The organism is Pseudomonas fluvialis (assembly GCF_014207935.1).
Classification (GTDB): Bacteria; Pseudomonadota; Gammaproteobacteria; order Pseudomonadales; family Pseudomonadaceae; genus Aquipseudomonas; species Aquipseudomonas fluvialis_A.
The window spans coordinates 302,584-316,481 of record NZ_JACHLL010000004.1 but is presented as its reverse complement, the minus strand read 5'-3'; the positions used below and the strand labels follow the sequence as shown (position 1 = coordinate 316,481).

The 13,898-nt window shown below is 66.3% G+C and carries 10 protein-coding genes; 4 read left to right on the top strand and 6 right to left on the bottom strand.

Going from position 1 to position 13,898, the window contains the following annotated elements; translation table 11 throughout:
- Positions 1-173: 173 nt before the first annotated feature.
- Both HNP49_RS13090 and HNP49_RS13085 read right to left on the bottom strand, forming a co-directional pair.
- Positions 174-803, bottom strand: a complete 630-nt coding sequence (locus HNP49_RS13090; protein ID WP_184683919.1) for a response regulator transcription factor — start codon at positions 801-803, stop codon at positions 174-176.
- The gene (locus HNP49_RS13085; RefSeq protein WP_409372548.1) at positions 800-3,187 is read right to left on the bottom strand and encodes a PAS domain S-box protein; all 2,388 of its coding nucleotides are present in this window, start codon (positions 3,185-3,187) and stop codon (positions 800-802) included. Before HNP49_RS13085 ends, HNP49_RS13090 begins: the two co-directional genes overlap by 4 nt.
- 346 nt (positions 3,188-3,533) lie before the next feature.
- On the opposite strand from HNP49_RS13085, the gene HNP49_RS13080 reads away from it, so the two are divergent.
- Together HNP49_RS13080 and speA are read left to right on the top strand one after the other, a co-directional pair.
- Complete coding sequence (locus HNP49_RS13080) at positions 3,534-3,905, top strand: translation initiation factor Sui1 (protein WP_184683917.1); 372 nt, start codon at positions 3,534-3,536, stop codon at positions 3,903-3,905.
- Positions 3,906-4,021: 116 nt separating this feature from the next.
- Positions 4,022-5,935 (top strand): arginine decarboxylase, encoded by a 1,914-nt coding sequence (speA, locus tag HNP49_RS13075; protein ID WP_184683915.1) that lies wholly within the window; start codon positions 4,022-4,024, stop codon positions 5,933-5,935.
- 4 nt (positions 5,936-5,939) lie between these two features.
- Here speA and HNP49_RS13070 read toward each other — a convergent pair whose 3' ends face one another.
- From HNP49_RS13070 to arsB, 4 genes are all read right to left on the bottom strand, one after another.
- Positions 5,940-7,484 carry a diguanylate cyclase gene (locus HNP49_RS13070; protein WP_184683913.1) on the bottom strand — a complete coding sequence of 515 codons (1,545 nt, stop codon included), beginning with the start codon at positions 7,482-7,484 and terminating at the stop codon, positions 5,940-5,942.
- Positions 7,485-7,517: 33 nt separating this feature from the next.
- The gene (locus HNP49_RS13065) at positions 7,518-9,086 is read right to left on the bottom strand and encodes a sensor domain-containing diguanylate cyclase (RefSeq protein ID WP_184683910.1); all 1,569 of its coding nucleotides are present in this window, start codon (positions 9,084-9,086) and stop codon (positions 7,518-7,520) included.
- A 76-nt stretch (positions 9,087-9,162) separates the two neighbouring features.
- Positions 9,163-10,923, bottom strand: coding sequence for an arsenical pump-driving ATPase (gene arsA / locus HNP49_RS13060; RefSeq protein WP_184683908.1), 1,761 nt, complete (start codon positions 10,921-10,923; stop codon positions 9,163-9,165).
- A 13-nt stretch (positions 10,924-10,936) separates the two neighbouring features.
- Complete coding sequence (gene arsB / locus HNP49_RS13055; RefSeq protein WP_184683906.1) at positions 10,937-11,986, bottom strand: ACR3 family arsenite efflux transporter; 1,050 nt, start codon at positions 11,984-11,986, stop codon at positions 10,937-10,939.
- Between the two features lie 96 nt (positions 11,987-12,082).
- On the opposite strand from arsB, the gene HNP49_RS13050 reads away from it, so the two are divergent.
- Entirely contained in the window at positions 12,083-12,859 is a 777-nt protein-coding gene (locus HNP49_RS13050; protein WP_184683904.1) for a metalloregulator ArsR/SmtB family transcription factor, read from the top strand.
- A 32-nt stretch (positions 12,860-12,891) separates the two neighbouring features.
- Positions 12,892-13,893: an ArsJ-associated glyceraldehyde-3-phosphate dehydrogenase gene (locus tag HNP49_RS13045; RefSeq protein WP_184683902.1), complete on the top strand. Its 1,002-nt coding sequence runs from the start codon at positions 12,892-12,894 to the stop codon at positions 13,891-13,893.
- Positions 13,894-13,898 lie beyond the last annotated feature (5 nt).

The window sequence follows — 13,898 nt, the reverse complement described above, 5'->3', positions numbered from 1 at the left end:
CAGGCGGACAACTTGCGGTAGGGCGGCAGGCCGATTTTTTGTAGGGATTGCCCTACAAGTGTGCGAGTTGCCGGCAGCCCCCTCACCCTGGCCCTCTCCCGGAGGGAGAGGGAGAAAACGGTCTGCGCCTTAGCTCCCCTCTCCCTTTGGGAGAGGGGCTGGGGGTGAGGGCGTCAGACCAGCTTGTGTTCCAGGGCATACTTGACCAGTTCGGCCACCGAGTGGGCGCCCATCTTTTCCATCAGGCGCGCCTTATGCGTGCTCACGGTCTTGCTGCTGATCGCCAGGTGCTGGGCGATCTCGTTGACGCCCTCGCCCTGAACCAGGCGCTCGAACACGGAGAACTCGCGCTCGGAGAGCAGAGCATGGGGCGGCCGCGAGTCGGTCAGGCCGACCTCGAAGACCATGCGGTCGGCCAGCTCCGGATCGATGTAGCGGCCGCCGCTGGCGACCTTGCGGATGGCGGTGAGCAGCAGCGCCGGATCGCTGTCCTTAGTGGCGTAGCCGGCGGCGCCGACCTTCAGGGCGCGGGCGGCCATCTGCGCCTCGTCGTGCATCGACAGCATCAGCACCGCCGGTGGCTGGAGCAGGGCGCGAATGCGCGGGATGGCTTCCAGGCCATTCACGCCGGGCATGGAAATATCCAGCAGCACCACGTCGCAGGGCGTCTGACGCAGCACCTCCATCAGCTGTTCGCCGTTGCCGGCCTCGCCCACCACCTGCATGTCCTTGGCCATGCCGATCAGTTGCTTGATGCCCTCGCGGACAATGGTGTGGTCTTCGGCCACCAGCACTCGAATCACTGCTCTGTCTCCTCATCCAGGGCCACGTATACACACAGGGTAGTGCCTGCACCGGGGTGGCTGTCGAGGCTTAGTGTGCCGCCGAGCATCAGCACGCGCTCGCGCATGCCGACCAGGCCAAAGGAGCCGTGCACCGCCGCCGGGTCGAAACCGCGGCCGTCATCGCTGACCCGCAGGCACAGCTGATGGCCCTGCGCGCGCAGGCTGATCTCCACGCTGTGGGCCTGGGCGTGGCGCAGAATGTTGGTCAGCGCTTCCTGCAGTACGCGGAACAGGCCGATGGCCTTGGCGTCGGACAGCGCCGGCAACTGCTCCGGCACTTCCACCAGGCAGGGGATCTGGCTGCGCGCCTCGAAGCGCCGCGCCTGCCATTCGATGGCCGAGGCGATGCCGGCATCGAGAATCGGCGGGCGCAGGGCAGTGGCAACGTCACGCACCAGCTGGAACAGGCTGGCGATAAGTTTCTTCATGCTGTCCAGGCGCGCCTGCAGGCCAGGGTCGAGGTCGGCGTAGGCCAGTTCGCACATCGAGGTTTCCAGCTTGAGCACGGTGAGCACCTGGCCCAGCTCGTCGTGCACCTCGCGGGCGATGCGCGCCTTTTCCTCCTCGCGCACGCTCTCCAGATGCGCCGACAGCTCGCGCAGCTGGGCGCGGGATTCGCCCAGGGCCAGCTCGATGGCCTTGTTGGCGCTGATGTCCCAGACGATGCCGTCCCACACCACGCGGCCATCCTCGAAGCGCCGGGCGGTGGCCTTGATGTCGACCCAGCGCTGTTCGCCGCTTTGGGTCAGCAGGCGACCCTGCCACTGCCAGTCGCGGTCGGCGGCCAGGGCCGCGTCCTGAATGGCGCGGTAGTCGGCCTGGTCGTCCGGGTGGGCCAGGCTGCGGATGCCGCGGTCGGCATGGGAGAGGAACTCGGCGGAGTAGCCCAGCAGACCCTGACTGGCTTCGCTCATGTAGGCGAACAGCACCGGGGCGCCCGGCGCCGCCCGTTCCAGACGGAAGACCAGACCGGGCACGTTGCCGGCGATGCCCTTCAGGCGTGCTTCGCTTTCTTCCAGTGCCGCATGGGCTCGGCGCCGTTCGGTGACATCGCTGAGGAACACCAGCAGGTATTCACTCTCGCCGAAGCGCAGGAAACTGATCGACACATCCACTGGCAGCAGGCTGCCGTCGGCGCGCACGCACTGGGTTTCGAAGCTCAGGGCGCCTTCCTCCGGCTGCCGTGCTCGGCGCCACAGGCCGAGCCAGCGGTCCATGTGCAGGCCGGGCTCGAAGTCGGCCAGCGGCCGGTCCACCACCGCGCCGGCCGGATAGCCGAGCATCTGTTCGGCGGCCGCGTTGGCATAGCGCACGCGGCTGTCCCAGTTGACCCAGAGAATGCCCACGGTGCTCTGGTCGATGGCGAACTGGGCCAGGCGCAGGGCTTCTTCCGCCGCCAGTTGCTGACTGAGTTGCAGGCGGGCATCGAGCAGGCGTTTTTCCAGACCGCTGCGCTGGCGTAGCAGCCAGGTGATGATCGCCGCGCTGGCCAGCAGCAGGGCCAACAACAACAGGCTGATGTTCTGCCACAGTCCCGGTGATTCGCTCAGGCGCGGGTACTGGATCTGCAGCCAGCGGTCGTGCAGCTGGTTGAGCTGCTGCGGCGACAGGTTGCGCAGGGCGCTGCCGATCAGCTCCGCCAGTTGCGGCTGGTCGCGGCGACTGGCCACGCGCAGCAGCAGGGGGAAACCGATGTCGCCGACTACCGCCAGCTCGCTGAATTCCTGCAGGCGCGATAGACGGCTGAGTTGCGCTTCATCGGCCACGGCGAAACGTGCGGTCTGGTTGATGACCTGCTGCAACGCGGCTTGTTCATCCGGGCTGGGGCGCAGGTCGAGGTTGCTGAAGTTGCTGCGCAGGTAGGCCAGTACCGGACTGTTGCTGGCCACGCTGACGGCGCTGCCGGCTTCAAGTGCATCCAGTTCGACCGCGCCGGTATGGCTGCGTTCGCCGACCACCAGATGCGGCACGCGCAGGTACGGGTCGGAGTACTGCCAGAGGCGCAGGCCGGCCGGTGTCTGCAACAGGCCGGGGGCCAGGTCGATGGCGCCGGCCCGGAGCGCGGCCTGCAGTTCGTCCTGGCTGGCATAGTGTTGCCACTGCCAACTGACCCCCAGAGCCTGGCCCAGCCACTCCATCAGCTCCACGTTGGCGCCGGACAGGCGCTGCTGGCGGCGGTCGAACTGGGCGTAGGGCGGCTGCAGGACGATGCCCACACGCAGCGGCCCATGAGCCCGCAGCCAGGCGCGCTGGGCTTCCGTCAGCGTCAGCGGTGCGGGCGCGTCGGCCCACGCCGGGAGGGCGAGCAGGCAGAAAATAAGGGTGGCGAGGCGCAGCAGCACGGGCGTGACCTTGTAGTCGTAATGGGCTTGAGCATATCCGAGGCGTCGGCCCTGGGCGATCCGACCATGGTCCCGCTGCTTCCACCCAGCGCGTTGAAACAGGCTGTAAAGCCTTGCCGTACGTGGCGTTGGCGATTTTGCACAGGTCGCGAATCTAGCAGCACAATGACGCAAAAACGCTCTTAGCAAGCGCCGGGCATGCCGTTACACTGCGCCCCGCCCGTTGCTTGCAATGGATTCGGCCCGCATGGCGTGGCCGGCAGCGCTGCCCCTGCCAGAGTGGGGCTTCGCGGCTGAGGTTTGCCTCAGCCAGTCGCTATCCTGACCAACCCAAGAGGACAGCCCGGTGGTCAAGAAAGCTGCGTCATTTGCCGCACTAGGCGGCCTCGTCTATTCCACCGATGGCGGCCGGCATTGCCCGGACTGTAACCAGCCGGTGGATGCCTGTATCTGCAAGCAGACCCAGATTCCTGCCGGTGACGGCATTGCCCGCGTGCGCCGCGAAACCAAAGGCCGTGGCGGCAAGACCGTCACCACCGTCACTGGCGTGCCCCTGGCCGAGGCCGAGCTGAAGGAACTGGCCAGCGCGCTGAAGAAGCGCTGCGGCTGCGGCGGTGGGCTCAAGGATGGCGTCATCGAGATCCAGGGCGACATGGTCGACCTGCTGCTCGAAGAACTCGCCAAGCGCGGCTTCAAAGCCAAGAAGTCCGGCGGCTGACTTTTCTTTTCGTGCGTTTCCGTGAAGGCTGCTGCCGACGCGGGGCCGTCTGTCATCTTTACTTTCCATCTTGGGAGTCGCCATCGAGCGGCTCTGTCGCCTAACAGGAGGACGCCATGTCCACACGTCGCACCCGCAAGAACGATGGCAGCCAGTGGACCGTTGCCGATAGCCGCAGCGTGTATGGCATTCGCCACTGGGGCGCCGGCTACTTCGCCATCAGCGATGCCGGGCATGTCGAGGTCCGTCCCAACCGCGCGGCTCGCAGTGCCATCGATCTGCACCAGCTGGTGGACGAGCTGCGCCAGACCGATCTGTCGCTGCCGCTGCTGGTGCGTTTCCCTGACATCCTGCAGGACCGCGTGCGCCAGCTGACCGGCGCCTTCGATGCCAGCATCGAGCGCCTGGGCTACCGCAACCGCTACACCGCGCTGTACCCGATCAAGGTCAACCAGCAGGAAGCGGTGGTGGAAAACATCATCGCCACCCAGGACGTCTCCATCGGCCTGGAAGCCGGCTCCAAGCCGGAGCTGCTGGCGGTGCTGGCGTTGGCGCCCAAGGGCGGCACCATCGTCTGCAACGGTTACAAGGATCGCGAGTTCATCCGTCTGGCGCTGATGGGGCAGAAGCTCGGCCACAACGTGTTCATCGTCATCGAGAAGGAATCCGAGGTGCGTCTGGTGATCGAGGAGGCCAAGGAGCTGCAGGTGCTGCCGCAGATCGGCCTGCGCGTGCGCCTGTCCTCGCTGGCCTCCAGCAAGTGGGCCGACACCGGTGGCGAGAAGTCCAAGTTCGGTCTGTCTGCCGCGCAGATTCTTTCCGTGGTGCAGCGTCTGAAAGAGGCCGGGCTGGATCAGGGCATCCGCCTGCTGCACTTCCACATGGGCTCGCAGATCGCCAACATCGCCGATTACCGCAAGGGCTTTCGCGAGGCCATCCGCTACTACGGCGAGCTGCGCGCCCTGGGTCTGCCGGTCGATCATGTGGATGTCGGCGGCGGCCTTGGCGTCGACTACGACGGCACCCATTCGCGCAGTGCCAGCTCGATCAACTACGACATGGAAGACTACGCCGCCACCGTGGTCGACATGCTCCGCGAGTTCTGCGACCGCCAGGAAATCCCCCACCCGCACATCTTCTCCGAGAGCGGCCGGGCGATGACCGCGCACCATGCGGTGCTGCTGGTGCAGGTGACCGACGTGGAGAAACACAACGACGCGGTGCCCGAGATCGATCCGGCGGCCGAGCAGCCGGAAGTGCTGCAGGTGCTGATCGAGCTGCTCGGTGACAGTGATCCGGAAATGGTTGCCGAGACCTACTGGCGTGCGACTCACTACATCAGCGAGGTAGCCGCGCAGTACTCCGCCGGCAAGCTGTCGCTGGCGCAGAAGGCCCTGGCCGAACAGTGCTACTTCGCCATCTGCCGGCGCCTGCACAACCAGCTCAAGGCGCGTCAGCGTTCGCACCGCGCGGTGCTCGACGAACTCAACGACAAGCTGGCGGACAAGTACATCTGCAACTTCTCGGTGTTTCAGAGCCTGCCCGATACCTGGGCGATCGAGCAGATCCTGCCGATCCTGCCGCTCAACCGCCTCGATGAGGAGCCGCTGCGCCGCGCCGTGCTGCAGGACCTGACCTGCGACTCGGACGGCAAGATCAAACAGTACGTCGACGAGCAGTCGATCGAGACCAGCCTGCCGGTGCATGAGCTGCGCGAGGGTGAAGACTATGTGCTGGGCATTTTCCTGGTCGGCGCCTACCAGGAAATCCTCGGCGACATGCACAACCTGTTCGGCGATACCGACTCGGTGAACATCTACCAGAACGACGACGGCAGCTTCTATCATGCTGGTATCGAGACCCACGACACCATCGAGGACATGCTGCGCTATGTGCACCTGTCGCCCGAGGAGCTGATGACCCACTACCGCGACAAGGTGGCCAGTGCCGATCTCAGCAGCCGCGAGCGCAGCCAGTTCCTCGACGCCCTGCGCCTGGGTCTGACCCGCTCGTCCTACCTCTCCGAGTAAAGGGCTACCCGGCCACCGCCGCGGTGGCCGGGTATTCATGCTCGATGCGGTTGCGTCCGTTCTGCTTGGCCCGGTAGAGCAGCGCGTCGGCGCGTTTGATCGCCGCCTCCAGTTCTTCGCCTGCGCCCAGCAGCACCAGGCCGCCACTCAGGGTAACCGGCAGGTCGCCTTGCGGAATGCGCGTGCGTTGCGCCTGCTGACGCAGGCGCTCGGCCACCGGGATGGCGTCTTCGCCATGGGGTAGCCGAAACAGGGCAATGAACTCCTCGCCACCCCAGCGGCAGATTAGGTCGAAGGGGCGGCGTCCCTGCAGCAGATAACTGCCCACTTGCCGGAGTACGACATCGCCAGCGTCATGGCCATGCTGGTCGTTGATCTTCTTGAAGAAGTCGATATCCATCAGCAGCACGGCGACCCGCTGGTTCTCGCGCTGGGCAATGGCCAGATTGGCACCGGCCTGCTCGTAGAAACCGCGGCGGTTAAGGGTCTGGGTCAGTGGATCGGTGTGAGTCAGGCGGGTCAGCTCGCCGAGCGCGTCCATCAGGCGCCAGGCCAGCAGGCAGAACAGAGCCAGCAGGCTGGATAGCAGCAGGCCGGGCAGGCTGTCGAGAAAGGCATCCCATTCCAGTTCATGGCGCTTGACCTGGTGCACCAGCCACAGCTCATGGTCGATCAGTGGGGTGCTCAGCCAGTGGTTGCCGTGGGCATCGGTTCGCCATTCGTGCAGCTCCGTGCTGATGGGCGGCTGGTTCAGCGTGGGCGTGGCGACGTCGCCCTGGCGTGCGATGACCTGTCCGCTGTCGCTGAGCAGCAGGCTTTCGCCGGTGCTTTCACCCACGTCGAGCAGCTGTTGCAGGGTGTCGATCCGCAGGTCCAGAGCGGTGACGCCGAGAAACTGCTGATCGACATAGATCGGCTGGGAGAAGGTCATGATCTGGCCCTTGCCGGCGAGATCGGCGTAGGGACCATGGATGGTCAGGCGTCCGCGGGGATTGGCCTGTGGCAGGTTGCCGAGCCAGTAGGCGCGCTGATACAGCTGCGCGGAGAAATGGAAACGCTTGAGCGCGGCATCCGGGGCCAGGTAGATGAAGCTGCTGGCCGACAGATAGTAGATCCAGGCGACTTCCTGGTTGAACGCCATGGCTTCGCGAATGAGCGGGTCGAGTGCCAGGGTGGCCTGGATTTCCCGGCGCTGATCCGCCGAGTAGCTTTGCTGCAGGGCACCACTGAGCTGGCCTTCGCGACCCGGCGCCGAGTCAATGTGCCAGATGCCCAGCTCCGGGTGCAGCTTGGTTGGCGGAAGTGGTGGCGGCGGTTGTTGCCGGGCCTGCAGGTTGCCGTCGATCAGCAGGTTGCTCATGACCGAGACCTGATCCCTGCGCATCTCCAGAAAGACGCTCAGCAGCTTGGCGCGGCTGGCGAAGATGTTTTCGATCTGCAGCCGCCGTTCGGTTACCCGCTGTTGGTACAGGTAGATATTGGTGGTCAGGAGCAATACGGCCAGGCCGATCACGACGATGGCCAGGCGTTTCTTCGAGTTGATCAGCATGCGGCAGTTCTGGGCTCGGTTTGATTGATGGGGCTATCCGGCGCTGGCCTGCACCTGGGGGTCGCTAGTGGCCCGCGTGGGCAGGTCGCTGACGATACGGTTGCGCCCCTGCTGTTTGGCCTGATAGAGCAGCTGGTCGGCGCGGCGGATGGCCTGGTCCAGGCTTTCGCCTTCCTTGACCAGCACCAGGCCACCGCTCAGGGTCACCTGCTGACGCTCGGCAAAGCGTGCCCGCTGCGCCTGTTGGCGCATGCGTTCGGCCACGCTGGCGGCGGACTCGGCATCGTCCAGCAGCATCAGCACGAGGAACTCCTCGCCGCCCCAGCGGACGATCAGATCGAACGGCCGCGCCGACTTCAGCATGTAATGCGCGGCCTGACGCAGCACCTGGTCGCCAACCGCATGACCATGGGTATCGTTGACTGCCTTGAAGTGGTCGATGTCCATCAGCAGCAGGACCAGATGGCCCTGCTGGCGGGTGCTGAGCGCCTGGATACTGGCGGCCTTGTTGTAGAAGCCCCGGCGGTTGAGGGTCTTGGTCAGCGGGTCGGTCTGCATCAGCCGGGTCATCCGGCGCAGGGCGAAGAACAGCCGCCAGGCCACGCCATACAGCAGCAGCGCCAGGCCGATCAGCAGCCACGTGCTGCCGCTCTGCTGGACGGCCAGCCAGTGCAGCTGGCTTTCGCTGATATGGTGCAGCAGCCACAGCTGGCCGCCGAGCATTGGCTTGCCCAGCCAGTGCACGCCGGCGGAGCTGTCCCAGCTGGGCTGGGCGCTGGGTGGCAGGGTGTACTGTTCGTGCAGGCCAAAGGTGCCCTGACGCACCACGATCTTGCCGTGTTCATCGACCAGCAGGGTTTCACCATGGGTAGCCCCGCTGCTGGTCAGGCGGCGCAGCAGCTCGATGCCCAGGTCGAGGGAGACCACCCCGAGCATCCTGTTCTGTTCATAAACCGGCGCCGAGAGCGTGATCATCAGGTCCTTGCCGCCGGCATCCTCGTACAGGCTGGAGATGATCTGCCGGCGCTGCGGGTTGTGCTCGGCCAGGGCGTCCTGCCAGAACGGCTTGAGCAAAAAGGCCCTTTCGTAATGAAAGTCGTCGAGCGGTGGTTTAGGCGCCAGGTACATGAAGTCGCTGGCCGAGGTGTAGTACACCCAACTGATCTGCGGGTTGTGCCGCAGGATCGGGGCGAACAGGACATCCAGCCCGAGGGCGGCATTCAGCTCGCGGCGCACGGCGCTGGCCAGTGGAACATCGCCAAGCCCGGTGACGGTGCCGCTCAGTTCGCTGGCGCCCTGTTCATCTTCACGCCCGGATAGTACCCAGCGCTGGCCATCTGCCAATGGGCGCAGGGCGCGCAGCGCAGGGAGTGGCGGTGGGTCGTCGCGGTAGCGCTGCAGCAGCAGTTGCTGCATGGCGTCGACCTGGGTGCTGAGCAGGGTCAGGTAGTTCTGGGTCAGCTCATGGCGGCTGTGGAAGGTCTGCGCGATATCGGCGCGCAGGCCGTTGAGATTGGCCTGGTAGCGATAGGCGCCCAGGCCGAGGGCCAACAGCAGCGCCGGCAGCATGAGGATCAGTCGGGTGCGGGTGGTCAGTGGCATGGCGAATCCGCAGGCAGGAACGGCACGTTTGCCAAGCAGTATGGCAGTCTGTGCGTGCCTTGCCTGCCTCCCCGCATTAATCCTGCGGCTGACTGAGCGCGCGCAGGCGTTCAACGCCCACCGGCTCCTCGGCCAGCAGCGGCACCAGGGCGTAACGCCGGGCATGCTGGGTGGCCACGGCGTGGATTTCCTTCAGTTCATTGTGCGCGCGCTGGCGCAGCAGTGCCGAGCGCGGGCGTGCGGCGGCCAGGCTGTTGTTGATCACCCAGGCCCAGGGCTCGATACCGGCGCGGCGCAGGTCGTTCTGCAGGCCGGCCGCTTCCAGCACCGGGGTGGTTTCGGCCAGCGTCACCAGCAGCACCTTGGTCTGCTGCGGGTCCTGCAGTTGCATCATCGGTGTGCTGAAGCGCAGATGGCTGTCGCTCATCTGCCGGGCAATCTCGCGGTGATAGGCGCCGGTGGCATCGAGCAGCAGCAGGGTATGGCCGGTGGGCGCGGTATCCATCACCACGAACTGGCGGCCGGCTTCGCGGATGGCGCGGGAGAAGGCCTGGAATACGGCGATCTCCTCGGTGCAGGGCGAGCGCAGGTCTTCGGCCAGCAGGGCGCGGCCGGCATCGTCCAGCTTGGCGCCCTTGCTGGCCATGACCTGAGCCCGGTAGGCCTCGGTGGCCGCATGCGGGTCAATGCGGCTGACCCGCAGGTTCTCCAGAGAGCCATTGAGGGTTTCGCTGAGGTGGGCTGCCGGGTCGGTGGTGGTCAGGTGCACGGGCAGGCCGCGGTTGGCCAGCTCCACCGCCACCGCTGCGGCCAGGGTGGTTTTGCCCACGCCGCCCTTGCCCATCAGCATCACCAGGCCATGGCCGTTGGCGGCAATCTCGTCGACCAGCTCGGCCAGGCTGGGAGCCTGCAGGGCCGGTTCGGCCGGCAGTGTCTGGCTCGTGCCCAGGGTGGTGTTGTCGAGCAGCTGGCGCAGGGCGTCGAGACCGACCAGATCGAAGGCCTTGAGCGGGATCTGCTCGCATGGCAGGTCGCGCAGCGCCTCGGGCATGGCGGCGATGGCCGCCTGTTCGCGGCGCTGCACGGCGGCGGCCAGCGGGTCGTCTGCGGTCTCTGTGGCCGGCAGCACGCCATTGATCACCAGATGCTGCTGGCCGAGGCCGATGGCGGCCAGCTCCTCGTGGGTGCGCGCCACTTCGCGCAGGGTCGCCGCCTGGGCCCGGGCCACCAGAATCAGACGGGTGCGCTGCGGGTCGGCCAGCGCCGCTACCGCGGCGGCGTACTGTTCGCGCTGCTTGTCCAGCCCGGCCAGCGGCCCGAGGCAGGAGGCATCGCCCTGGCCGGCCTGAAGAAAGTCGTTCCACGCCCCCGGCAGTTGCAACAGGCGGATGGTGTGTCCGGTGGGGGCGGTGTCGAAGAGGATGTGGTCGTAGTCGCGGGTCAGTTCGGAGTCCACCAGCAGGGCCGTGAACTCGTCAAAGGCGGCGATCTCGGTGGTGCAGGCGCCGGACAGCTGCTCTTCCATGCTGCGCACCACCTCGTCGGCCAGCACGCTGCGCGCCGGGCCGATGATGCGTTCGCGGTAAGCCTGGGCTGCGCCCGGCGGGTCGATCTCCAGGGCCGACAGGCGGGGGACCGCCGGCACCGGGGTGATCTGGTTGCCGATGCGGATGCCGAAGACCTGGCCGACATTGGAGGCCGGGTCGGTGCTCACCAGCAGCACGCGTTTGCCACTGGCGGCGAGGGTCAGGGCGCTGGCGCAGGCGATCGAGGTCTTGCCCACCCCGCCCTTGCCGGTGAAGAACAGGAAACGCGGTGCGGCGTGGAGAAACTGCATGGTCAGCTCCTGCTTAGCGGGTGTTCAGGGCGCGCTCGTACCAGCCCTGGCTGCGGTTGACCAGATGCACCAGCCAGAGCATCAGCGGCACCTCGATCAGCACGCCGACCACCGTGGCCAGTGCGGCGCCCGAGTGAAAACCATAGAGCACGATGGCCACGGCCACCGCCAGCTCGAAGAAGTTGGACGCGCCGATCAGCGCCGCCGGCCCGGCGATGGCGTGGCGCACCCGCAGGCGCCGGCACAGCCAGTAGCCGATCGCGGCGATCAGCAGGGTCTGCAGCAGCAACGGCACCGCCAGCAGGGCGATCACCAGCGGTTGGGCGATGATCGCCTGACCCTGGAAGGAGAACAGCAGCACCAGGGTGCTGAGCAGGGCGAGGGTGGCCAGCGGGGCGATCTTCGCCAGCGCCGCGTCGAAGGCCGCCTGGCCTCGGCGCAGGAGATGGGCGCGCAGCCACTGGGCGATGGCCAGGGGAATGACGATGTACATCAGCACCGACAGCAGCAGGGTGTCCCAGGGCACCGGGATCGATGACACACCCAGCAGCAGGGCGACGATCGGGGCAAAGGCCAGCACCATCACCAGATCATTGAGCGCCACCTGGGTCAGGGTGAAGTTGGCATCGCCGCGGCACAGGTGACTCCAGACGAACACCATGGCGGTGCAGGGCGCCGCGCCCAGCAGGATCATGCCGGCCACGTAGCTGTCGATCTGCTCGGCCGGCAGCCAGTCGGCGAACAGGTGACGGACGAACAGCCAGGCGAAGAACGCCATGGTGAAGGGCTTGATGGCCCAGTTGACCACCAGGGTCACGCCCATGCCGGCCTTCTCCCGCCACACCTCGTGCAGGGAAGAGAAGTCGATCTTCATCAGCATGGGGATGATCATCACCCAGATCAGCAGGCCCACCGGCAGGTTGACCTGAGCGATCTGCAGCGCGCCGACGGCCTGCGCCGCCTGCGGCAGGTACAGGCCCAGCAGGGTGCCGGCGATGATGCACAGCAGCACCCACAGGCTCAGGTAGCGCTCGAAGAACCCCAGCGGGCTGACGTTGGACATCCGGCTTGCTCCGTCATTGTTTTGAAATATCTGTTTTACAGAATATGCCTCATTAAATATATTCGCCAAAACGTATTTATTGCGGCAGGTCAATCCATGAAGCGTCCGTTGCGCGTGCTCTTTCTCTGTGTCGCCAATTCGGCCCGTTCGCTCATGGCCGAGGCCCTGCTGCGGCATGCCGGTGGCGAGCAGTATCAGGTGTTCAGCGCTGGCAGCCGGCCGGGCTCGCCCGACCCACGGGCGCTGGCGGCGCTGGATCAGGTGGGCATCGCCACGGGGGGGCTGCGCAGCAAGGGCATCGACGAGTTCGCCGGCGAGCACTTCGATTATGTGATCACCCTGTGTGACAAGCAGGCGCTGGAGTGCGCGGCATTGCCGCAAGCCGACGAGGTGCTGGCCTGGCACTTCGAGGACCCGGCGGCCAGTTCGCAGCCCGCGGCCTTCCGCCAGACCCTGCAGGCCATCCACGAGCGCATCAAGCTGTTCGTGCTGATCAACAGCAAGGAAGAGCAGGCGCTGGCCGACAGCCTGACCCCGCTGAGCCTGTTCAAGAGCCTGGCCGATGAGACCCGTACTCGCCTGTGCCTGCTGATCGCCGCCGAGGGTGAGTTGTGCGTCTGCGAGCTGACCACGGCGCTGCAGCAGAATCAGCCGAAGATTTCCCGGCACCTGGCGCAGCTGCGCGCCGCCGGGTTGCTGGAAGACCGCCGGCGTGGCCAGTGGGTGTATTACCGGCTGCACACGCTGCTGCCCGAGTGGGCACGGCAGATCGTGCAGCAGGCCGGGCAGGCCGATGCGGCTGCCGTGGCCGCCGACGCCGCGCGCCTGAACAACATGGGCAACCGCCCCGACCGGCAGGCGCATTGCGCCTGACGATGTGAACCGATAAACGAGTGGAGTTCGATATGACGATCAAAGTGGGTATCAACGGTTTTGGCCGCATCGGCCGTCTCGCCCTGCGCGCCGCCTGGGACTGGCCGGAGCTGGAGTTCGTGCAGATCAACGACCCGGCCGGCGATGCCGCCACCCACGCCCACCTGCTGAACTTCGACTCGGTGCATGGCCGCTGGCAGCACGAGGCCGGCAGTGAGGGCGACTGCATCCTGATCGGCGGCAAGTCGATCAGGGTCACCGCCAACAAGTCCATCGCCGACACCGACTGGAGCGGCTGCGATCTGGTGATCGAGGCCAGCGGCAAGATGAAGACGGTCGCGGTGCTGCAGGCTTACCTGGAGCAGGGCGTCAAGCGCGTGGTGGTCAGCGCTCCGGTCAAGGAAGCCGGCGCGCTGAACGTGGTGATGGGCGTCAACCAGCAGCTGTTCGACCCGGCCGTGCACCGCATCGTCACTGCCGCCTCCTGCACCACCAACTGCCTGGCGCCGGTGGTCAAGGTGATCCACGAGAACCTCGGCATCCGTCACGGCTCGATCACCACCATCCACGACCTGACCAACACCCAGAGCATCCTCGATCAGCCGCACAAGGATCTGCGCCGCGCCCGCGCCTCTGGCATGAGCCTGATCCCGACCACCACCGGCTCGGCCACCGCCATCGCGGAAATCTTCCCCGAGCTGCGCGGCCGCCTGAACGGCCATGCCGTGCGCGTGCCGCTGGCCAACGCCTCGCTGACCGACTGCGTGTTCGAGGTCGAGCGCGCCACCACGGCAGAGGAGGTCAACGCCCTGCTCAAGGCCGCCGCCGAAGGCCCGCTCAAGGGCATTCTCGGTTACGAGGAGCGCCCGCTGGTGTCCATCGATTACCGCACCGATCCGCGCTCGTCGATCATCGACGCGCTGTCGACCCTGGTGGTCGACGGCACTCAGGTGAAGCTCTATGCCTGGTACGACAACGAGTGGGGCTACGCCAACCGCACCGTCGAGCTGGCCCGCCTGGTCGGCTTTGCCTGAGTGAG